Source organism: Pseudomonas cremoris (assembly GCF_014230465.1).
In genome coordinates, this window is record NZ_JAAXCY010000006.1 from 335,646 (window position 1) to 357,575 (window position 21,930).

Annotated in this window: 21 protein-coding genes; 14 read left to right on the top strand and 7 right to left on the bottom strand. The window is 59.0% G+C overall.

The window, feature by feature from the left end:
* Nucleotides 1–51: 51 nt before the first annotated feature.
* Nucleotides 52–1,287, top strand: a complete 1,236-nt coding sequence (locus HF257_RS17560; RefSeq protein WP_185709815.1) for a sterol desaturase family protein — start codon at nt 52–54, stop codon at nt 1,285–1,287.
* Here the strand turns inward: HF257_RS17560 and HF257_RS17565 are convergent.
* Complete coding sequence (locus tag HF257_RS17565; protein WP_185709833.1) at nt 1,268–1,903, bottom strand: DedA family protein; 636 nt, start codon at nt 1,901–1,903, stop codon at nt 1,268–1,270. The two genes, HF257_RS17560 and HF257_RS17565, sit on opposite strands and share 20 nt — an antisense overlap.
* Nucleotides 1,904–2,112: 209 nt before the next feature.
* Between HF257_RS17565 and hemB the strand changes: the two genes are divergently transcribed.
* Both hemB and ppk1 read left to right on the top strand, forming a co-directional pair.
* Nucleotides 2,113–3,126 carry a porphobilinogen synthase gene (gene hemB, locus HF257_RS17570; RefSeq protein WP_185709814.1) on the top strand — a complete coding sequence of 338 codons (1,014 nt, stop codon included), beginning with the start codon at nt 2,113–2,115 and terminating at the stop codon, nt 3,124–3,126.
* A gap of 18 nt (nt 3,127–3,144) precedes the next feature.
* Nucleotides 3,145–5,367: a polyphosphate kinase 1 gene (gene ppk1 / locus HF257_RS17575; protein ID WP_185709813.1), complete on the top strand. Its 2,223-nt coding sequence runs from the start codon at nt 3,145–3,147 to the stop codon at nt 5,365–5,367.
* Nucleotides 5,368–5,546: 179 nt separating this feature from the next.
* Here ppk1 and ppx read toward each other — a convergent pair whose 3' ends face one another.
* Nucleotides 5,547–7,049 (bottom strand): exopolyphosphatase, encoded by a 1,503-nt coding sequence (gene ppx / locus HF257_RS17580; protein WP_185709812.1) that lies wholly within the window; start codon nt 7,047–7,049, stop codon nt 5,547–5,549.
* A 498-nt stretch (nt 7,050–7,547) separates the two neighbouring features.
* On the opposite strand from ppx, the gene HF257_RS17585 reads away from it, so the two are divergent.
* The 6 genes from HF257_RS17585 (at nt 7,548) to HF257_RS17605 (ending at nt 12,817) form a co-directional block, all read left to right on the top strand.
* The gene (locus HF257_RS17585) at nt 7,548–8,210 is read left to right on the top strand and encodes a DUF1120 domain-containing protein (RefSeq protein WP_185709811.1); all 663 of its coding nucleotides are present in this window, start codon (nt 7,548–7,550) and stop codon (nt 8,208–8,210) included.
* 86 nt (nt 8,211–8,296) lie between these two features.
* Nucleotides 8,297–8,971 (top strand): DUF1120 domain-containing protein, encoded by a 675-nt coding sequence (locus HF257_RS17590; RefSeq protein WP_185709810.1) that lies wholly within the window; start codon nt 8,297–8,299, stop codon nt 8,969–8,971.
* Between the two features lie 85 nt (nt 8,972–9,056).
* Nucleotides 9,057–9,773, top strand: coding sequence for a fimbria/pilus chaperone family protein (locus HF257_RS17595; RefSeq protein WP_185709809.1), 717 nt, complete (start codon nt 9,057–9,059; stop codon nt 9,771–9,773).
* A 108-nt stretch (nt 9,774–9,881) separates the two neighbouring features.
* Entirely contained in the window at nt 9,882–11,519 is a 1,638-nt protein-coding gene (locus HF257_RS17600) for a fimbria/pilus outer membrane usher protein (protein ID WP_269835807.1), read from the top strand.
* Nucleotides 11,520–11,595: 76 nt separating this feature from the next.
* Nucleotides 11,596–12,294, top strand: coding sequence for a fimbria/pilus outer membrane usher protein (locus HF257_RS33445; protein ID WP_269836832.1), 699 nt, complete (start codon nt 11,596–11,598; stop codon nt 12,292–12,294).
* Nucleotides 12,266–12,817 (top strand): DUF1120 domain-containing protein, encoded by a 552-nt coding sequence (locus HF257_RS17605; RefSeq protein WP_233100294.1) that lies wholly within the window; start codon nt 12,266–12,268, stop codon nt 12,815–12,817. Before HF257_RS33445 ends, HF257_RS17605 begins: the two co-directional genes overlap by 29 nt.
* A 4-nt stretch (nt 12,818–12,821) precedes the next feature.
* Here HF257_RS17605 and HF257_RS17610 read toward each other — a convergent pair whose 3' ends face one another.
* The 4 genes from HF257_RS17610 to HF257_RS17625 are packed head-to-tail and all read right to left on the bottom strand — an operon-like array spanning nt 12,822 to nt 15,662.
* Nucleotides 12,822–13,559, bottom strand: coding sequence for an amino acid ABC transporter ATP-binding protein (locus HF257_RS17610; protein ID WP_185709808.1), 738 nt, complete (start codon nt 13,557–13,559; stop codon nt 12,822–12,824).
* Entirely contained in the window at nt 13,546–14,196 is a 651-nt protein-coding gene (locus HF257_RS17615) for an amino acid ABC transporter permease (protein WP_185709807.1), read from the bottom strand. Before HF257_RS17615 ends, HF257_RS17610 begins: the two co-directional genes overlap by 14 nt.
* Entirely contained in the window at nt 14,193–14,861 is a 669-nt protein-coding gene (locus HF257_RS17620; RefSeq protein WP_185709806.1) for an amino acid ABC transporter permease, read from the bottom strand. Before HF257_RS17620 ends, HF257_RS17615 begins: the two co-directional genes overlap by 4 nt.
* Nucleotides 14,862–14,876: 15 nt before the next feature.
* Nucleotides 14,877–15,662 carry a transporter substrate-binding domain-containing protein gene (locus HF257_RS17625; RefSeq protein ID WP_185709805.1) on the bottom strand — a complete coding sequence of 262 codons (786 nt, stop codon included), beginning with the start codon at nt 15,660–15,662 and terminating at the stop codon, nt 14,877–14,879.
* Nucleotides 15,663–15,917: 255 nt separating this feature from the next.
* Between HF257_RS17625 and HF257_RS17630 the strand changes: the two genes are divergently transcribed.
* From HF257_RS17630 to HF257_RS17650, 5 genes are all read left to right on the top strand, one after another.
* Nucleotides 15,918–16,613: a FadR/GntR family transcriptional regulator gene (locus tag HF257_RS17630; RefSeq protein WP_185709804.1), complete on the top strand. Its 696-nt coding sequence runs from the start codon at nt 15,918–15,920 to the stop codon at nt 16,611–16,613.
* A 121-nt stretch (nt 16,614–16,734) separates the two neighbouring features.
* A complete protein-coding gene (gene trxA, locus HF257_RS17635) occupies nt 16,735–17,064 on the top strand; it encodes a thioredoxin TrxA (RefSeq protein ID WP_003213989.1) in 330 nt (109 codons plus the stop codon).
* A 235-nt stretch (nt 17,065–17,299) separates the two neighbouring features.
* Nucleotides 17,300–18,559 carry a transcription termination factor Rho gene (rho, locus tag HF257_RS17640; protein ID WP_016973082.1) on the top strand — a complete coding sequence of 420 codons (1,260 nt, stop codon included), beginning with the start codon at nt 17,300–17,302 and terminating at the stop codon, nt 18,557–18,559.
* Between the two features lie 156 nt (nt 18,560–18,715).
* Nucleotides 18,716–20,182: a 4-hydroxy-3-polyprenylbenzoate decarboxylase gene (gene ubiD / locus HF257_RS17645; RefSeq protein WP_071490463.1), complete on the top strand. Its 1,467-nt coding sequence runs from the start codon at nt 18,716–18,718 to the stop codon at nt 20,180–20,182.
* Entirely contained in the window at nt 20,182–21,150 is a 969-nt protein-coding gene (locus HF257_RS17650) for a CDP-6-deoxy-delta-3,4-glucoseen reductase (RefSeq protein ID WP_185709803.1), read from the top strand. Before ubiD ends, HF257_RS17650 begins: the two co-directional genes overlap by 1 nt.
* Nucleotides 21,151–21,284: 134 nt before the next feature.
* On the opposite strand, the gene HF257_RS17655 is transcribed toward HF257_RS17650, so the two are convergent.
* A complete protein-coding gene (locus HF257_RS17655) occupies nt 21,285–21,767 on the bottom strand; it encodes a sn-glycerol-3-phosphate transporter (RefSeq protein WP_185709802.1) in 483 nt (160 codons plus the stop codon).
* Nucleotides 21,768–21,930 lie beyond the last annotated feature (163 nt).

Consider the following 21,930-nt stretch of genomic DNA (forward strand, 5'->3'; position numbering starts at 1 on the left):
TGGCGCCGCTACACCTAATCTAGATGTAACAAAAACAAACCGGACCAGACCATGGACTTCGTGCCTTACGCGGTACCGTTTTTCATCGCCTTGATCGTGGTGGAGCTGCTCGCTGACCGCTGGCGTGGCGAGCGCAACTACCGAGTGGCGGACGCCATCAACAGCCTCAGCACCGGTGTGTTGTCCACCACCACGGGGCTGTTGACCAAAGGCGTGGGGATTTTGACCTACGCGTTCGCCCTCAAGCACCTGGCGCTGATCGAGCTGTCGGCCCACAGCGTCTGGACCTGGGTGTTCGCCTTTGTGTTCTACGACTTCTGCTACTACTGGCTGCACCGCATGGGCCACGAGCGCAATATCCTCTGGGCCGCGCACTCGGTGCATCACCAGAGCGAGGACTACAACCTCAGCACGGCCCTGCGCCAGACCAGCACCGGCTTCCTGCTGAGCTGGATCTTCTATCTGCCGCTGGCCGTACTCGGCGTACCACTGGTGGTATTTATCAGTGTGGCGTCCCTTAACTTGCTGTACCAATTTTGGGTGCACACCCGTCATGTGCCAAAGCTCGGTTGGTACGAGTGGTTCTTCGTCACCCCGTCCAATCATCGGGCTCACCATGCACAAAACGCTCTCTACATGGATCGCAACTACGGTGGGGTGTTCATTATTTGGGACCGGCTGTTCGGCACCTTCCAGGAAGAAGATGACAACGAGCCGGTGATTTTCGGTGTGACAACACCCCTGGCCAGTTGGAACCCGCTGTGGGCCAACCTGCAGTTTTATGCACAACTGTGGAGTGATGCGCGCCGTACTGAAAGCGGGTGGGACAAGTTGCGCATCTGGTTCATGCGCACCGGTTGGCGCCCGGCGGACGTGAAGGCCAAGTACCCGCTGGCCAAACACGATCTGAGTCAGTTTCGTAAATTCGAGGTACCGCTGGACGTGCGCCAGCAGGTGTACATCGCCCTGCAATTTGCGGCGTATGTAGGCTTTGGTAGCTACCTGATGAATTTCGGCGAGGGGTTGCCCACGGCGGCGCTGGTCCTGGGCTGGAGTGCGATGGCGTTGGGGCTGTTTACCTTGGGCGTGGCCCTGGAAAATCGCCCGTGGGCGCTCAAGGCAGAGCTGGCGCGCCTGGTGCTGAACGTGCCGCTGGTATGGCTGGCGCCGCTGGTTGGGCTATGGCCGGCCAGCAACTTGGGCTGGCTGGGCCTGGTGAGTTACAGCTTGCTCAGCGTAATCGGTCTCTACTGCTGCAGGGACCGGCTTACTCGATTGGCGTCTTAGGCGCTTCGACCGGGGCCGGCTCGGCAGCGAGCCGGGCCTTGGCATCGGCACAGGCTTCACGGGCGATGCGCGCGTTCTTGAAACGGCGGCGCAGCCACAAGCCGAAACCCAGCACCAGCAATGCGCCCAGTACCCACAGTTCGTACTTCTTGACGCTGCCCAGCATGCCTTCCAGCACCGCGCCGAAGTGGTAGGCCGCAGCGCCCAGTGCCAGCGCCCAGATTGCAGCGCCAATACCGTTGAGGATCAGGTAGCGCAACGGCGGGTAGCCGGAAAGCCCGATGGCCACGGGCATGACGGTGCGTAACCCGTAGACGAAGCGGAAGCTCAGCACCCAGATATCCGGATGTTTGCGGATATGCTCCAGGGCCTTGTCGCCCATCAATTGCCAGCGCGGCTTGCGCGCTAGCAGCTTGCGGCCGTGCTTGCGGCCCATGTAATACCAAAGCTGGTCGCCGGCGTAGCTGCCGAAGAAGGCAACGACCACCACCAGATTGATATCCATGTACCCACGGAACGCCAGGAAGCCTGCGAGAACCAAGATGGTCTCGCCTTCGAAGAACGTGCCCAGGAAGAGCGCAAAGTAGCCGAAGTCATGCAGAAATTGTTGAAGCATGGTCTGGGGTGCTGGCGAAATGAACGCGCAGCCTACGCCTTCGTGAACATTCATGAAAGTATCGAGATGTGTCACGAAGTGAACAATTCCTACATAAACGACGAATGCGACTACAGGTCGCATCGGCAAGCACAACTGTCATACCTTCGTCATAATGGCCGCTTATAACTGCAACGCTCGCCCGTATTACGCGGGCTCAGGAGTCTGTCGTGAGCTTTACCCCTGCCAATCGCCTCTTCCCCGCAACCCGCCTGCGTCGCAATCGCCGTGATGATTTTTCTCGCCGCCTGGTGCGTGAAAACGTGCTGACGACGAACGATCTGATCCTGCCGGTGTTTGTGCTCGACGGTGAGAATCGGCGCGAAGCCGTGACATCGATGCCGGGTGTAGAGCGCTTGACCATCGATCAGCTATTGATCGAGGCGGCCGGTTGGGTCGAACTGGGGATTCCGGCGCTGGCGCTATTTCCGGTCACGCCGCCTGAGCTCAAGTCCCTCGATGCCGCTGAAGCCTGGAACCCGGAGGGCATCGCCCAGCGCGCCACCCGTGCGTTGCGCGAGCGTTTCCCGGAGCTGGGGGTGATCACTGACGTGGCGTTGGACCCGTTCACCACCCACGGCCAGGATGGCATTCTTGATGAAGACGGCTATGTTCAGAACGACATCACCGTTGATGCACTGGTCAAGCAAGCCTTGTCCCACGCCGCAGCGGGCGCCCAGGTGGTTGCACCGTCGGACATGATGGACGGCCGCATCCAGGCGATTCGCGAAGCCCTGGAGCTGGCCGGCCACGTCAATGTGCGCATCATGGCCTACTCGGCCAAGTACGCCAGCGCTTATTACGGCCCCTTCCGTGATGCGGTGGGTTCGGCCCTGAACCTGGGCAAGGCCAACAAGGCCTCGTACCAGATGGACCCGGCCAACAGCCACGAAGCCTTGCACGAAGTGGCGGCCGACCTGGCCGAAGGCGCCGACATGGTGATGGTCAAGCCCGGGATGCCGTACCTCGACATCCTTTATCGGGTCAAAGAGGAATTCAAGGTGCCGACCTTTGTCTATCAGGTCAGTGGCGAATACGCGATGCACATGGCTGCAATACAGAATGGATGGCTGAGTGAAGGGGTGATCCTTGAATCCCTGACGGCCTTTAAACGTGCCGGCGCTGATGGCATTCTGACCTACTTCGCCGCCCGCGCTGCCCAATTGCTTAGAGAGCAACAATAGCCCTCACAGGAACACTCGATGAATACCGAAGGACTCACAGACGTTGCCGTAAAAGACGCTCACCCGGTGGTTGAACAAGTCACCGAGACCCCGCCGGAACTGGAGCCCGCCGCGCCTGCCGTGGTGGCCGAGCCGCCTGTGCCGGCGCCGGTGGCCGCGGTGACCAACCTGGATGACAGCAGCCTGTACATCCACCGCGAGCTGTCCCAACTGCAATTCAACATCCGCGTGCTGGAGCAGGCGCTGGATGAGTCCTATCCCTTGCTGGAACGGCTGAAATTCCTGCTGATTTTCTCCAGCAACCTGGACGAGTTCTTCGAAATCCGCGTGGCCGGCCTCAAGAAGCAGATCACCTTCGCCCGTGAACAAGCCGGTGCCGACGGCCTGCAACCGCACCAGGCGCTGGCGCGCATCAGCGAGCTGGTGCACGGCCATGTGGACCGCCAGTACGCGATCCTTAACGACATCCTGCTGCCGGAGCTGGAAAAACATCAGGTCCGCTTCATCCGTCGCCGTCACTGGACCACCAAGATCAAGACCTGGGTGCGCCGTTATTTCCGCGATGAGATTTCTCCGATCATTACACCTATCGGTCTCGACCCGACGCATCCGTTCCCGTTGCTGGTGAACAAAAGCCTCAACTTTATCGTCGAGCTGGAAGGTATCGACGCCTTCGGTCGCGATTCCGGCCTGGCGATTATCCCGGCCCCGCGCTTGTTGCCACGGATCATCAAGGTACCGGAAGAGGTGGGGGGCGCAGGCGACAATTATGTATTCCTCTCGTCGATGATCCACGCGCACGCCGATGACCTGTTCCAGGGCATGAAGGTCAAGGGTTGCTACCAGTTCCGACTGACTCGTAACGCCGACCTGGCGCTGGACTCCGAAGACGTCGAAGACTTGGCTCGTGCCCTGCGCGGCGAGCTGTTTTCGCGTAGATACGGCGATGCGGTGCGCCTTGAGGTGGCCGACACTTGCCCGAAACACCTGTCGGACTACTTGCTCAAGCAGTTCAACCTGGCGGAGTCCGAGCTGTATCAGGTCAATGGTCCGGTGAACCTGACCCGTCTGTTCAGCATCACTGGCCTGGACAGCCATCCGGAGCTGCAATACACCCCGTTCACCCCGCAGATCCCGAAACTGCTGCAAAACAGCGAGAACATTTTCAGCGTGGTGAGCAAGCAGGACATCCTGCTGCTGCACCCATTCGAGTCCTTCACCCCGGTGGTCGACCTGCTGCGCCAGGCCGCCAAGGACCCGCACGTATTGGCCGTACGCCAGACGTTGTACCGTTCTGGCGCCAACTCGGAAATCGTCGATGCCTTGGTCGACGCTGCGCGTAACGGCAAGGAAGTCACCGCAGTGATCGAACTGCGTGCACGGTTCGACGAAGAGTCCAACCTGCAACTGGCCAGCCGCCTGCAAGCGGCCGGTGCGGTGGTGATCTACGGCGTGGTCGGCTTCAAGACCCACGCCAAGATGATGCTGATCCTGCGCCGCGAAGCCGGTGAGATCGTGCGCTACGCCCACCTGGGTACCGGTAACTACCACGCCGGCAACGCCAAGCTGTACACCGACTACAGCCTGCTGACTTCCGACGACGCGTTGTGTGAAGACGTCGGCAAGCTGTTCAGCCAGCTGATCGGCATGGGCAAGACCTTGCGCATGAAGAAACTGCTGCACGCGCCGTTCACGCTCAAGAAAGGCATGCTCGACATGATTGCCCGCGAGACCCAGTTCGCCCTCGACGGCAAGCCGGCGCACATCATCGCCAAGTTCAACTCGTTGACCGATCCGAAGATCATCCGCGCGCTGTACAAGGCCAGCCAATCGGGCGTGCGTATCGACCTGGTGGTACGCGGCATGTGCTGCCTGCGTCCGGGCATTGTCGGCGTTTCGCACAATATCCACGTGCGCTCGATCATCGGCCGCTTCCTGGAGCACACGCGGGTGTTCTACTTCCTCAACGGCGGCGAAGAACAGATGTTCCTCTCCAGCGCCGACTGGATGGAGCGCAACCTCGATAAGCGCGTAGAAACCTGCTTCCCGGTTGAAGGCAAGAAGCTGATCATGCGGGTCAAGAAGGAGCTGGAAAGCTACCTCACCGACAACACCCACAGCTGGAGCCTGCAGTCGGACGGCCGCTACGTGCGCAACACGCCAACCGGCAACCAAAACCCGCGCAGCGCGCAGGCGACGTTGTTGGAGCGGTTGGGCAGCCCAATCCTGACGGTGAACTAAACCCGCCTCCGATCCTGTAGTGAGCGGGCTTGCCCCGCGCTGGGTTGCGCAGCAGCCCTAAAACCAAACGCCGCGTTCTGTCTGACAGAACGCGGCGTTTTTATTGGGGCTGCTGCGCAACCCAGCGCGGGGCAAGCCCGCTCACTACAGCACGTGTTTTCTGAGTCCTGTAGATCGAGTCAGCGCACGTTCAGCGTGAACCCCACCCGCGTCAACCATTCCGCTTCCTGGGCAAAATCCGCCTGGGTCAGTTGGTTCTCATCCAGCCAATCTTTCGGGAACACCACGTCCAGGCTTTCGCCGTTGGCGCGCAGGGTCACCTGGGGCATTTCCTGGGTGCCACGGATGTGGTGGAACAGGATCGCAAAGCGCAGCAGCACGCACAGGCGAATCAGCTTGATGCCTTCATCACCGAACTCGGCAAACTTGTCCTTGGGGATATTACGGCGATGGCCGCGCACCAGCAGGGCGAGCATCTGTTGGTCTTCACGAGAGAAACCCGCCAGGTCGGAGTGCTCGATCAGGTAGGCGCCGTGCTTGTGGTAATGGTAGTGGGCGATATCCAGGCCCACCTCATGCACCTTGGCAGCCCAGCCCAACAACTCGCGCCACACGCCGTCTTCCAGGTCCCAGTCCTCGGCCACTTGGTCGAACGCGTGCAGGGCTTTGCGCTCAACGCGCGCCGCTTGTTCCAGGTCAACGTGATAACGCTCCATCAGCGAGCTGAGGGTGCGCTCACGCACGTCTTCGTGGTGATGACGACCCAGCAGGTCATACAGCACGCCTTCGCGCAGGGCGCCATCACAGTGGTCCATGCGTTGCAGTTCGAGGGCATCGAAGATCGCTTCGAGAATCGCCAGGCCCGCCGGGAAGATAGTGCGACGGTCGGGCTTGATGCCGTCGAAGTCGATCTTTTCGGCGTCGCCCAGCTTGAACAGCTTGCGCTTGAGCCATGCCAGGCCTTCGGCATTGACCTCGCCGGTGCCATGGCCGCCGGCCTTGAGCGCCAGGCCGATGGCACGGATGGTGCCGGAAGAGCCAATGGCTTCATCCCAGGTCAGGCGGTGCAGGGCATGCTCGATGCTCATGATCTCCAACCGCGCCGCTGTATAAGCCTGGGCGTAGCGCGCCGGAGTGATCTTGCCGTCCTTGAAATAGCGTTGGGTATAGCTGACGCACCCCATCTGCAGGCTTTCGCGCAGCAATGGCTCGAATCTTTGCCCGATGATGAATTCGGTACTGCCCCCGCCGATGTCGGCGACCAAGCGCTTGCCGGGCGTGTCGGCCAGGGTGTGGGACACGCCGAGGTAGATCAGACGCGCTTCTTCACGGCCGGAGATGACTTCCACCGGGTGCCCGAGGATCTCTTCCGCACGGCGGATGAATTCGCCACGGTTGCGCGCTTCACGCAGGGCGTTGGTACCGACGATTCGTACGGCGCCCAGAGGCATGCCGTTGATCAACTGGGCAAAACGCTTGAGGCAATCGAGGCCGCGCTGCATGGATTCTTCATTGAGCTGACGCTCATCATCGATGCCGGCAGCCAGTTGTACTTTCTCGCCGAGCCGCTCAAGGATGCGGATTTCGCCGTTCTGGGCCTTGGCCACGACCATGTGAAAGCTGTTGGAGCCCAGGTCGATGGCGGCGATCAGGGACAGATTCTTGGCTTGGGATTGCGGCATGGTTTGGGGGTCTCGGTCGATAACCTGACCATCGTGCCACGATCGACCGCTGGCGCCAACGCGTAGTGCTAGAGGATTTCCACTTGGCGATTGAGTGGGAATAGCCGGCGCAGGCTGTAGGAATTTTTTATGACGTTTGTATTACAGCTTCAACAGTTGTTGTAGTCCGCATTTTCGGAAGCCTTTAATTCCGGGGTTGATGGTAATTTCCTACTTCTTTTTGTATTAATCCACTTGGTGCTTATTGTAATTCGTACATCCATTACCTGCATCGGCAGCGGCGGTTGCTGATCGCTCTTACAAAGATTGATATTTTTTCCGGCTTTTTTACTGGGGTGAAGTGTTAATACTTCGGGTCGTCGCTTATGGCGTGGTGTTATTTATTTATCGAATGGGTTCTTAAAGAGCAGGTTTTTTGGCGGATATGCACCAGGCCGACAGTTAATCTCACTCTTTACTGATTATCGGGTACGTGTTTTCTGTGAGAGGTGATGCTTCATGAGAAATAAAATACCTGCGGTGACGTTTTCCGTGCTTGCGGTGTTCTTCTGCTTGAGCGCCCAGGCGGCGGACTTGAATGTTAAAGGCTATATAGCACCGGCTAGTTGCAGCTTTACAATCACCAACTCGGTTATCGACTATGGACGAATCGACCCAAATACCTTGAGCCCTACGAGTTATACCAAACTGGGGAAGAAGAGCACCCCCTATGCGATCCGGTGTGGCAGTACAGCGCACGCTAAAATTGGCGTGAAGGTTGTGGATAACCGTTCGGGCAGTCGAATTGCTGGTCTTATGACTTCGCAGTTCGGCAGTAGTTATAGGGACAACTACAACTATGGACTGGGTGCCACCGCCAAAGGGCAGAAAATCGGCGGGTATGTTGTGCATTTACGAAACTCGGTTGCTGACGGCAAGCCTGCTTATGTCATTACAGACGAAGGTTATGGCGGGACTTGGGACCCACGAAGCAGCGAAGCACTGGGTCATACCGCGAATATATCCAGTTGGCGCACAGGCGCGGCGTTCACACCGGCTCAGGTGAATACCGTGACCGGGAACTTGGAAGTTCAAGCTGTCATTAACAAGACCGCTGAGCTCGATTTAAGTAATCAGGTAAACCTGGATGGTCAGGCAACGCTGGAGCTTCGTTATCTGTAGGGCTTCTCCTCTCGGACTGTTCTCTAGCTGCGCGGGTACAGGCCAGCGCCCGTCGGGCTCAGTCCTTTTTTCTTAAGCAACCAAATATGAGTAAGGGTGAATATATGCGTTATAAATCTTGCGTTATAGCAATGACGGGAGTTTGTGTGGCGCTGTTCGGGGTAACTGCCCAGGCAGCTGATGTTCGTGTGAAAGGAACTATTGCGCCTGCCAGCTGCAGTTTTACTATCACCCAATCTGTTTTTGATTATGGTCGCATTCAACCGAGCTCATTAAGTGCGACGCAGTATACAAAGTTAGAACGCAAGAGTACCCCGTTTGCCGTTAAGTGTGACGCTGCCACCTTGGTCAGTATCAGAACGCAAGATAATAGGGCTTCAAGCAAAGTGCCTGGCATGATGCAGGCGGCTTTTAACTCAACTTATAATGATATGTTCAATTACGGGTTGGGTGTTTCCACTAAGAATGAAAAGATCGGTGGTTATGTCATGCTCATGAGTAACACGGTTGCTGATGGTAAAGCAGTCCGGGTTAATGGGTCGAGCAACAACGGTGCTACTTGGACGGTCGGAGATGGTGCATTGGCACAGCCGCCACACCTAACCAGTTGGGCTTCATCGGCCAGTACAGCGCCAGTAGCGTTAAGCACCGTTTCCGGAAACCTGCTGGTACAGGCCGTCATAAACAAGACGTCTGCCTTCAGCGTGGGCAGTGGTATCAGTTTGGATGGCCACGCAACACTTGAGCTGCGCTATCTCTAAGCAATGATATTGGGTTGGCGCACGTTGATGAATTCGGTTGACGCCTGCGCCGACTTTTTCCAGCTCCGCAACAAAGGAAAACCAGATGGTCGCTTTTTCACGGCTTAAAACTGCGCTGCTGTTGTCAGTGTTCATCAACTTAGTGTGGTGCGGCTTGGCGTCAGCCGACGGTATGGAGCCTGAAACTACTGTCATTGTGCTTAATGAAGCGGATGGCGAAGCGAGTATCAACGTCAAGAACACCGATCCCACCCCGGCGTTACTTCATTCGGCAATCGAAAATATTCCAGAAGACGGTGAAACACTGGTTGTCATCACTCCCCCAGTGGCACGTGTCGATGCTGGCGAGCGGCAAATGGTCCGATTCCTTTTAATTGCCGAGGAACCCCTTAAAACCCAGCGCCTCAAGCGCGTGACATTTGAAGGTATCCCCCAGGCGCGGCCTAGTTCTGGTGCGACGATTGGTATCAGTCTTCGGCAAAACCTGCCGCTGATTCTGCACCCCAAAGACCTTCCGCAGCATAACACGCCCTGGGAATTACTGACGTGGCATCTGCAAGGCACGACCTTGAGCGTGCGTAACGACAGCGCTTATGTCGTCCGATTGGCTGATGAGGTGGTGCTGAGTCCTCAGAAGCAGAAGGTCTACCTCCCCCGCACCTACATACTGCCCGGTGAAGCGCTAAGTGTGCCAATGAGCGCTGCATCGATGAGGGCCACTTCGGTCTCGATTTCTCCCGCGACCGTCTATGGATTCACGGTGGAAAAATACGATGCGCAGATCGTCGCGCACAAGCCGTGACCGACTATGAAAACTATCAATGGAGTCAGGGCTTCCGCTCGCTACGGTGAGGGTTCACCAAAGCCGGAAGAGCTTTTCAGGCGCAGTGGGCTGAGCCTTTCAGTATGCATGGCCATGATCTCGGGCGCCGTTGCGAGCGCGCATGCCGCGCCTGTCACCACCACCATTGTCGGCTTCGACTTGGCAACCTTGCAGGCGCGTGGGATCAGCCCTTCGGTTGCCCAATACTTTCGTAGCGCTCCACGTTTCAGCGAAGGTGCTCGCGTGGTCGACCTCTCGGTCAATGGCGAGCGCATTGGTTTGACGGATGTTCGCTTTGATCACGACGGCGAGCTGTGTTTTACCCGCAGTTTGCTTGAGCGTGCAGGGCTGCGAATGCCGGCCTCGGTGGTCGACAAAAGCGCTGCGCCCGAACAAGCCTGCCATGACCTGCGCGCTGACTACCCCAAGGCGATCATTACATTGCGCCCGGGCAATGAAGAGGTGTCGTTGGTGGTACCCACGGATGCACTGCGCGATCCACAGCGCAGCACAGGCAGTTATGCGCGGGGTGGGACTGCGGCGCTGCTAAATTACGACATCCAGGCTATCAATAGCCATTCGCGGGAGGATACCGGTCGGTATCTCTCGGCCTCGACAGAAGTGGGTTTCAACGTTGGCGATTGGATCGCCCGCAGCCGTCAGCTCTACGTTTCCAATGATGAGCGTTCAACGGCCGAGCATTTGTATGCCTATGCGCAGCGCGACTTCGTGTCTTTGGCCTCGACTTTTCAAATCGGCCAGATCTCTGGAAACAACCCGGTTTTTGGCGGCGTTCAACTGACAGGCGCGCAATTGTTTCCCGATGGCATTGAAAGCACCGTTGCCAACAGCGGCGTGGTTGTCGAGGGGCAAGCCTTGAGCCAGTCACGGGTGGAGGTGAGGCAGTCCGGTGCGTTGATCTACACCACTGTGGTTCCGGAAGGCCCATTTTTCCTGACCAATCTGCCTTTGCTCAATGGTACCAGTGACCTTCAGGTCACGGTTATCGAGACCCGTGGCGGGCAGCGCAGTTTTGTGGTGCCGGCGGCCACGTTTCGTGGGGCGGTGCCGGTGAAGTCCGGCTACACCGCGTCTTTGGGCAAGGTCCGGGACGTAGAACGTCGTGGGGGCGGGGAGCCTTTGCTGGCGATGGGCAGCGGAACGTGGGCAGTAGGCAAGGGCAGTGCACTCAGTGCGGGTGTGCAAGGCACCGATGACTACACCTCGCTGGGACTTGCATTGGATAGCAGTTTTTCCGAGCGCTTTTCCGTTGGTGTGCGAAATAACCTGTCTCGCGATCACGCAAAGAAGGTCCAAGGCGCGCGCAACAGCATTTCCGTCAGCGCAGGGTTACCTGCAAACCTGCAGATGGCGTTGAGCGCGACCACACAGACACCGGGCTACCGTGACGTGCTCGATACGGTAAATCCTGATGTGATAGCGGTACAGAACGCCCGATTCAAAAACCAGTACACCGCAGGATTCAGTTGGGCAGACCCGCAACTGGGTGGATGGTCGATTGGCTACACCCGAGGCGCCCATTTCAACAGCCGTACCAGTCAACATGTCTACGGAGCATGGAACAAGAGTTTCCAGCACGCCAACGTAGGCGTCACGGTTGAGTCCCAGGTAGGCCAGTCGAGCCGTGCCGGTGACAGGGAACGCGACGACGATGGCCTGGGTATTCGATTGCAGGTCAGCGTGCCGTTGGGGGGGGGGACGTAGTCTTGGTTCCTATGCTCGACGCCAGGGCGAGCGTTCCAGTATTGGCGCTACGTATGACGAGCGTATCGACGAAGCGTTGAATTACCAGTTGCGCACCGATCAGGACATGGGGGCGCGACGGGAAAACACAGTAGGCGGCACGCTCAACGCCACTTCCCGTTACGCCCAAGTAGGCTTGGGGCTCAATCGGGATTCGTCCAGCACCAGTTACTCCGGCCAATTGCAAGGCGGGGTCGTCGCCCACGCTAGCGGGGTAACGTTGTCGCCCTACCGGGTAGAGGACACCTTTGGCATTGCCTCGGTCGGCGATATTTCGGGGGCCCGAATCATCACACCTCAAGGGCCGGTTTGGACCGATTTGTGGGGGAACGCGGTGATTGCCAGCCTTCCGGCGTATCAAGCCAGCCTGTTGGAACTGGAAGGTAAAAGCCTGCCACGGCAGGTGGACATCAAAAATGGCACCAAGATGCTGGAGGCCGGGCGCGGCTCATTCAACAAGGTCGACTTCGACGTGATCAAGGTACGTCGTGTATTGCTGCGGGCCACGGATGTGGACGGCAAGCCCTTGCCCCAAGGCGGAGCTGTGCTGGGAGGCGATAACGCATTGCTGACTACGGTGGTGGGGGACGGGATGATTTTCCTGAGCAATGTCGACGCGCCACAAGCCCTGAAAGTGTCGTCATCGAACGCAACGACGTGCGTACTGCAACTCGACCTGCCGGAGCAAACTTACGATGGTCAATTCTATGAAACCGCTGCGGCGATTTGCCGTTAAAAGGGCTGGCGGGTACATCGTGGCGCTGGGCGTGCTGCTGGTCGGCCTGATTCCGGCTGCGCCAGCGGCCAACGCAAGTTGTCGCCTGTTCTTGAGCCAGCCTCTCATCGACTACGGCCAGATGCGTCCGAGCGAGAAGTCAGCAAGCCTGGGCAGGCGCATGGTGCGTTTGAGCGTGGTCTGCCCTGAAAACAGCGTTATTGCACTGCGTTTTCAAGGGGGGGCGGCGGACGGGCAAGGGTATCGATTCGGGCAGCGGGGCTCATTCAGCCTGACGTTCCAGCATCCTCAGTTGGACGGAAAACCCGTCGAGATGGCCCAGTTGCATAACCACGCAGAGCGCAGTGGCCAGTTGCAGCCAGGCCAATCACTGGTGGCGTTGGTGGGGGGATTGCCCGCCAAGGGGCGTACCTTTTCGGCGCAGGTGCATATCGACACCTGGCTGCCGAGCGCGGCGATCGCTGTCCGCGATAAAACCCTGTTGGAAGGCAGCGGGCGTTTCGAGCTGGTGCCCGCTGGCTGAACGGTCAGGCTGTCGCTTCGGTGGTACGGATAAAGTTGGCCAGTTCCGGCGTCTGCGGCTCGGCGAACAGCACCTTTGGATCACCGACTTCATGCACCTTGCCCTGGTGCATGAACACCAGCTTGTCCCCCACCTCCCGGGCAAAGCGCATTTCGTGGGTCACCATGATCAAGGTCATGCCGTCCTTGGCCAATTGGCGCACAACGCTGAGCACTTCGTTGACCAATTCCGGGTCGAGGGCCGAGGTGATTTCATCGCACAGCAGCACCTTGGGTGACATGGCCAGGGCGCGGGCAATCGCGACGCGTTGCTGCTGGCCACCAGACAGACGATCGGGGAAGGCGTCGAATTTCTCTCCTAGCCCGACGCGCTCCAACATTTGCTTGGCCAATTGAGCAGCCTTGGCCTTGGACACTTTTTGCACCACTTGGGGCGCGAGCATCACGTTTTCGCCCACGGTCAGGTGCGGGAACAGGTTGAACTGCTGGAACACCATGCCGACTTTCTGCCGCAGGCTGCGCAGGTCGGCGCGGGCCGCGTCGAGGTATTCGCCGTCGACTTCGATCACGCCGTCATTGATCGACTCTAGGCCATTGAGGGTACGCAGCAAGGTGGATTTGCCCGAGCCGCTGCGGCCGATGATCGCCACCACCTGGCCTTCTTCGACGGTGAGGTCGATGCCCTTGAGGACGTGGTGATCGCCGTAATACTTATGCAGGGCGGAAATTCTAAGCAGAGGCATGCAGTCTCCTTTCCAGGTAGCGCGCACTGAGGGACAAGGGGTAGCAGAGCAAGAAGTAACCAAGGGCTACCAGGCCGTAGACCATGAAGGGCTCGAACGTGGCGTTGGCGAGCATGCCACCGGTCTTGGTCAGTTCGGTAAAACCGATAATCGAGGTCACAGCGGTGCCTTTGACCACTTGCACCGAGAAACCCACCGTCGGCGCCACGGCAATCCGCAGCGCCTGGGGCAGGATCACATAGCGCAGTTGTTCAAGCGGGTTCAGCGCCAGGCTGGCCGAGGCTTCCCACTGCCCATGGGCGATGGAATCGACGCAGCCACGCCAGATCTCGGCGAGGTAGGCGCTGGTAAACAGGGTCAGGGCAATCGCTGCGGCCAGCCACGGCGAGATATCCACACCCAGCAGGGCGATGCCGAAAAACACCAGGAACAGTTGCATCAACAGCGGCGTGCCCTGGAACAGTTCGATATAGGTGCAGGCGACATTACGTGGGAAAGCCTTGCTGCTGATGCGCATCGTCATCACCAGCAAGCCGATCACGCCGCCGCCGATAAACGCCACCAATGACAACAACAGGGTCCATTGCAGGCCGGTGAGCAGGTTGCGCACGATGTCCCAGAACGAAAAATCACTCATCGACTGTTCCTCATCACAAACCGGCGGCCGATCCAGTTGAGCAACTGGCGAATCATCAACGCCATACACAGGTACACCAGAGTGGTCAGGGCATAGGTTTCAAAGGCGCGAAAATTGCGCGATTGGATAAAGTTGGCGGCAAAGCTCAGCTCTTCCGTGGCAATCTGCGAGCACACCGCCGAGCCGAGCATCACGATGATGATCTGGCTGCTCAGCGCCGGCCACACTTTGCCTAGCGCTGGCAGCAGCACCACGTAGCGAAACGCTTCGAAGCGTGTCATTGCCAGCGCCGCAGCGGCTTCCAGTTGCCCACGTGGAATGGCCTGGATGCCGGCGCGGATGATCTCGGTTGAGTAGGCCCCCAGGTTGATCACCATCGCCAGCACAGCGGCTTGCCACTCGGTGATCTTCAAGCCCAACGACGGCAAGCCGAAGAAGATGAAGAACAACTGCACCAGGAACGGTGTGTTGCGAATCAACTCGACATACACGCCGAAGAACCAGGCGAACGGCTGGACCTTCCACGCCCGCACCACGGCGCCGACGGTGCCTAGCGCCACGCCGAGAATCGCGCCGATGGCCGTCAGCTCAAGGGTGAACAGCGCGCCGCGCAGCAGCAGGTCGGTGTTGGCCAGTACCGGTACAAAGTCAAATTGATATGCCATGAATCAGCCCCGCGTTCAGAGATCGGCAGGCAATGGTTCTTTCAGCCATTGCAGCGCGTTCTTTTCCAGGCTGCCGTCCGCCTTTGCCGCGACGAGGATCTGGTTGACCTTCTCCAGCAACGCCGGCTCGTTCTTGTTCACGCCCACGTACACCGGCGAATCCTTGAGTTTCACTTTCAGCGCCGGCACGCGTTTCGGGCTGCGTTCGCTGATCGCCACCATCACCACGTTGCCGCTGGCGATCAGGTCGACCTGGCCTGCCAGGTAGGCCGCGATGGTGGAATTGTTGTCTTCGAAACGCTTGATGGTGGCTTCCTTGGGCGCGACGGCAGTCAGCTCGATGTCTTCGATGGCGCCACGGGTCACGCTGATGGTCTTGCCCTTGAGGTCGTCGAGGTTGGCGATGGCCGCATCAGGCGGGCCGAACACGGCGAGGTAGAAGGGGGCGTAGGCCTTGGAGAAGTCGATGACCTTTTCCCGCTCGGCATTCTTGCCCAGGCTGGAGATCACCAGGTCGACCTTGCCGGTGGTGAGGAACGGGATGCGGTTGGTGCTGTTTACGGGCGTAAGCTCCAGTTTGACCTTGAGCTGGTCGGCCAGCAGTTTGGCGGTGTCGATGTCCAGGCCGCGTGGCTTCATGTCAGGGCCGACTGAGCCGAACGGCGGAAAGTCCTGAGGCACGGCGACCTTGAGGGTGCCACGGGCGACGATATCGTCCAGACCGTTGGCCTGGGCGGGTGCCTGGCTCAGCATCAAGCTGGCAAACAGGGCAGTGAGCAGGGCGCTGTAGCGCTTGGTCATGGCAACTCTCCGAGAAGGGCGAAGGAAATTTCTGATTTTGCTCAGTGCACAGCCCATGCCAGCACCTTCAAGATCGTCTGCAACACAGGGTTTTGTTGAGTTTTGGTGGTCTTACTGGTCTGAACAGTGGTTTGCGTTTTCGCACCCTTTTCGAGCGCCGCTAAAACCGCGCGAGCCCCTTTGGGGCGTGGCTTGCCGCCGACCTCGAATAGCATTACAACTAGCCGCTCAGTTGACTGAAACCTTGAGTTTTTTATGAATTCCATCGCCCAAGCCGTACCGGAAGCGGCCCTGCAGGCCATCCGCAAACTGATCAAGGAGCAAGGCTTTGGGCCGGGTGATGCGCTGCCGTCGCAGCGCGACCTGGCGGTGCAACTGGGTGTGAGCCGGGCGTCGCTGCGCGAAGCGTTGTCCTCCCTGAGTGCCTTGGGTGTGGTCAGTGTGCAGCCGGGCAAGGGCGTATTTGTGCAGGCTGCCGAGGAGTCGCCAGGGTTTGCCTGGCCGTTCGCAGCCCAGGCCACACCCCTGGATATCTTCCAGTTGCGTTATGCCCTTGAAGGTTTCGCGGCGGGGTTGGCGGCGGTGACGCTGACGGTCGATGAGCTGGACAGCCTGCAAGACAATGTCGAAGCGATGCGCCAAGTGCTCAAGGCGGGCGATTTCGAGGCGGCAGCCCGGTTGGACTTCGAATTCCACCAGCGCATCCTGCTGGCCAGCGGTAACCAGGCGATGGTGAGTATCTTGAGTGCCAGTGCCGAGGTGTTCCTGGAGAGCCAGAAGCTACCGTTCATCCGACCGGAGCGGGCCATGGAGACCTGGCAGGAACACCGCAAGATCCTGCGTGCCCTGGCCCGGCGCGCCAGTGGCGCGGCGCAGAAAACCATGCAGGAACACGTACGTAACGCTGCGCTGCGTACCGGCATCGCCTTCGTGACCCCTGTGGCGTCGTGAGCCGGGCGATACCCAAACTCATGCACCACCATAGCAAGACTCAATCAGAGGCGGCTTCCTGAACGGGGGAAGGGCGGCTATGATGGGCCACGTTTTTTTTGCTTACAATCCGGAGACATCCATGAGCAACGATCTTATCAAGCACGTCACCGACGCGACCTTTGAGGCCGAAGTACTCAAGGCTCAAGGCCCGGTGCTGGTTGACTACTGGGCTGAATGGTGTGGCCCTTGCAAAATGATCGCTCCTGTTCTGGACGACATTGCAACCACTTACGAAGGCAAGCTGACCATTGCCAAGCTGAACATCGACGACAACCAGGAAACCCCGGCCAAGCACGGCGTGCGTGGTATCCCGACGCTGATGCTGTTCAAGAACGGCAACGTCGAAGCAACCAAAGTGGGCGCGCTGTCGAAGTCCCAGCTGCAAGCTTTCCTCGACGCGAACATCTAAGCGTCGTTTAAAAAAGCCCCGCAAATAGCGGGGCTTTTTCGTGAAACAGGGCTAGACGCTCCGAAACTCAGGTGGTACATTCGGCCCCGCACTGGTTTCTCCACTGCCCCCTGCAAGCCGTCGCCGACGCATTCCTTTTCGATTAGTACGCGATCCTGTCGCCTTCTCCGCGGCGCGGCCTCATTAAGCCAAAAGCTTAATTTCCCCCCTCCATAAATGATTACGTCATTCCTATATGAATCTGACTGAACTCAAGCAAAAGCCGATTACCGACCTGCTCCAACTGGCCGAAGAAATGGGCATAGAAAATATGGCCCGTTCGCGCAAGCAGGACGTGATTTTCTCCCTGCTCAAGAAGCACGCGAAAAGCGGCGAGGAAATCTCCGGTGATGGCGTGCTGGAGATTCTCCAGGACGGCTTCGGCTTCCTTCGCTCTGCAGACGCTTCCTATCTCGCCGGCCCAGACGATATCTACGTCTCGCCGAGCCAGATCCGTCGCTTCAACTTGCGCACCGGTGACACCATCGTTGGCAAGATCCGTCCTCCGAAGGAAGGCGAGCGTTATTTCGCCCTGCTCAAGGTCGACACGATCAACTTTGATCGTCCCGAGAACGCGAAAAACAAGATTCTCTTCGAGAACCTGACCCCGCTGTTCCCGACCGTGCGCATGAAGATGGAAGCCGGCAACGGTTCCACTGAAGACTTGACCGGTCGTGTTATCGACCTGTGCGCCCCGATCGGCAAAGGCCAGCGTGGCCTGATCGTCGCACCGCCGAAAGCCGGTAAGACCATCATGCTGCAGAACATTGCAGCGAACATCGCGCGTAACAACCCTGAAGTTCACCTGATCGTTCTGCTGATCGATGAGCGTCCGGAAGAAGTAACCGAAATGCAGCGCACCGTGCGCGGCGAAGTGGTTGCCTCGACGTTCGATGAGCCGCCAACCCGTCACGTACAGGTTGCCGAAATGGTGATCGAGAAGGCCAAGCGCCTGGTCGAACACAAGAAAGACGTGGTGATCCTGCTTGACTCCATCACCCGTCTGGCCCGTGCCTACAACACCGTGATCCCGAGCTCCGGCAAGGTATTGACCGGTGGTGTCGATGCCCACGCCCTGGAAAAACCGAAGCGTTTCTTCGGCGCCGCGCGGAACATCGAAGAAGGCGGCTCGCTGACCATTATCGCCACCGCACTGGTTGAAACCGGTTCGAAGATGGACGAAGTGATCTACGAAGAGTTCAAGGGTACCGGCAACATGGAGCTGCCCCTGGACCGTCGCATCGCGGAAAAACGCGTGTTCCCGGCGATCAACATCAACCGTTCCGGTACCCGCCGTGAAGAGTTGCTGACCGCCGACGACGAACTGCAGCGCATGTGGATTCTGCGCAAGCTGCTGCACCCGATGGATGAAGTTGCAGCCATCGAGTTCCTGGTCGACAAGCTGAAAACCACCAAGACCAACGACGAGTTCTTCCTGTCGATGAAGCGTAAGTAATACGACGTTTCAGGTCCGAAAGAATGGCGCCCTCAGGGGCGCCATTTTTTTTCGCCTGTTTTTTAAGCACGTTCGGCAGCCAAATGCGCCGCGATAAGCTGCCAGCCGACGCCAGAGCAGGTAGGATGTACGCCTATTTTACGGGTGGCATGGTTAATGAAATTCAAGGATCTTCGGGATTTCGTGCAGCAGCTTGAGCAGCGCGGAGAGTTGAAACGTATCCAGATGCCGATTTCCCCGGTGCTGGAAATGACTGAGATTTGCGACCGTACCTTGCGCAACAAGGGCCCGGCGCTGCTGTTCGAGAACCCGACCGGCTTTGATATCCCGGTACTCGGCAACCTGTTCGGCACCCCTGAGCGCGTGGCGTTTGGCATGGGCGCCGAGTCGGTCAGCGAGCTGCGTGAAATCGGCAAGCTGCTGGCCTTCCTCAAGGAACCCGAGCCGCCCAAGGGCTTGAAGGACGCCTGGTCGAAACTGCCGATCTTCCGCAAGATCATCGCCATGGCCCCCAAAGTGGTCAAGGACGCGGTGTGCCAGGAAGTGGTCATCGAAGGCGATGATGTCGACCTGGCCATGCTCCCGGTACAAACCTGCTGGCCCGGCGACGTCGGCCCGCTGATCACGTGGGGCCTGACCGTCACCAAGGGCCCGAACAAAGATCGCCAGAACCTGGGTATCTACCGCCAGCAAGTGATCGGCCGTAACAAGGTGATCATGCGCTGGCTGAGCCACCGTGGCGGCGCCCTGGACTACCGTGAGTGGTGCGAAAAGCACCCCGGCAAGCCGTTTCCGGTCTCCGTGGCCCTGGGTGCCGACCCAGCCACCATCCTCGGTGCCGTCACCCCGGTGCCGGACAGCCTGTCCGAATACGCTTTTGCTGGCCTGTTGCGCGGTAACCGCACCGAGCTGGTGAAGTGCCGTGGCAACGACCTGCAAGTGCCGGCCACAGCAGAGATCATCCTGGAAGGCGTGATTCATCCCGGCGAAATGGCTGATGAAGGCCCGTACGGCGATCACACCGGCTACTACAACGAAGTCGACAGCTTCCCGGTGTTCACCGTCGAGCGCATCACCCACCGGATCAAGCCGATTTACCACAGCACCTACACCGGCCGTCCGCCGGATGAGCCGGCCATCCTCGGCGTGGCGCTCAATGAAGTGTTTGTGCCGATCCTGCAAAAGCAATTCCCGGAAATCACCGACTTCTACCTGCCGCCCGAAGGCTGCTCGTACCGAATGGCCATCGTGACCATGAAGAAGTCGTACCCGGGGCACGCCAAGCGGGTAATGCTCGGTGTGTGGTCGTTTTTGCGACAGTTCATGTACACCAAGTTCGTTATTGTCACCGACGACGACATCAATGCCCGCGACTGGAACGACGTGATCTGGGCCATCACCACGCGCATGGACCCCAAGCGCGACACGGTGATGATCGACAACACGCCAATCGACTACCTCGACTTCGCCTCGCCGGTGTCGGGCTTGGGGTCGAAGATGGGCCTGGATGCCACTCACAAATGGCCGGGTGAAACCACCCGCGAGTGGGGCCGGGTGATCGTCAAGGATGAAGCCGTCACTGCCCGTGTCGATGCGATCTGGAAAGAATTGGGAATAGATTGATGCGTGTAACCCTGCAACCTTCCGGCGCCGTGCTGGAGCTGGTCCCTGGCGAGCGAATCCTTGAAGGCGCGCGCCGCCTGGGTTATGAGTGCCCCCAGGCGTGTCGCAACGGTGTGTGCCACGTGTGCGCCGCGCTACTGGTGGAGGGCCGGGTGCAGCAAGCCGGTGAGGTTCGCGACCATGGTGAGTTCTACACCTGCATCGCCGAGCCCCTGGAAGATTGCATTGTGTTGTGGGATGGCGTGTTGGCGCCGGGAGAGTTGCCGTTGCGCAAGTTGTCGTGCCAATTGAGTGAATGCGTGGACGTAGGTGGTGATGTCTGGCGCGTTCGACTGCGGGCTCCGGCCGGCAAGGCAGTGCGTTATCACGCTGGGCAGTACCTGATGATCGAGCGGGAAAATGGCGAGAAGTCGGCATTTTCCCTGGCCTCGGCGCCCCATGCCGGGCGCGAGCTGGAATTACACGTGCTGGTCCGCGAAGACAGCGCACGCAGCCTGCTTGCGCAACTGCAACGTAACCAGATGGCGCGCATCGAGCTGCCCTATGGCGACACGCACCTGGCCGAGCTGCCTGACGGGCCGTTGGTATTGATCGCTGCCGGCACCGGTATGGCTCAGATGCACAGCCTGATCGAACATTGCCGCGCTTCCGGTTTCAAGCACCCGGTGCACCTGTACTGGGGCGTGCGTCGCCCGGAAGACTTCTACGACATCGAGCACTGGGACCAGTGGCAGCAACTGCCTAACCTGTTCCTGCACAAAGTCGTCAGCGATCTGTGCGGTTGGGAAGGGCGCTGCGGGCTATTGCACGAGGCCGTGTGCGAGGACATCAGCGACCTCAAGGCCGTGCACGTCTACGCCAGTGGTTCACCGGCGATGATCTACGGCACCTTGGATGCGCTGGTCGAAGCCGGTATGGATGCGCACCAGATGCGTGCCGACGTATTCGCCTACGCGCCTCGCCCATAAGTCGCTGACGTACGCCGATCAAAATGTGGGGGCGGGCTTGCTCGCGAATGCGGTGATTCAGTCAGCATATGTGTGGCTGACACAACGCTTTCGCGAGCAAGCCCGCTCCCACATTAGACCGCGCTGTGTCAGTGTCAGAACCGCACGCCAGTCGTCACCATCGCCGCATTGAACCCCAACAGCACCACTTCAGCCGCCACCGGCCCGTAGTGGGTGCCCACCGACGGAATGATCACCGGCGCCACGCCGAAACGGTTCAACGGGATCTTGTCGCGGTACTTGCCGCGATAGCCCTGGATCGCCCCGCCCGTCAGTTTCAGATACACCGGGTAGTGCGTCATGTCATAACGCTTGCCCGCATAGGCGTAGTACGAACGCTGCCTGAACGAGTTGCGAAACGTCGCGCCGCCGTACACAAAGCCTGACGCTTCGTTGCGCTCCAGGCCAATCAGGTCCTGGTTGTTGTTGTGGTCCGGGTCAGGTGCAAAGTGACGGGTATAGACACTGGTCTGTGCATACCAGAAGCCTTTGTCGTCCTCGGTAGCCGGCGTTTCGCCCGCCAGCGCGGTGGTGGCCTGGGCCAGGAACAACAGGCTAGGCAGTCGGAATTTTTTCATGGGTGCGACCTCGATAGTCGATTTGATGGGCGGCTAGTTGGGTCGTGATGTGTGCCCCATTTTGAAGGCTCTTGGCGGGCCCAGGCTGAACCAAGGCTGAAATTAGCGGGATTGGCTGGCTCAATCCTGACGAGCGGGCGCCTGGCTTATACTTTTACTTATG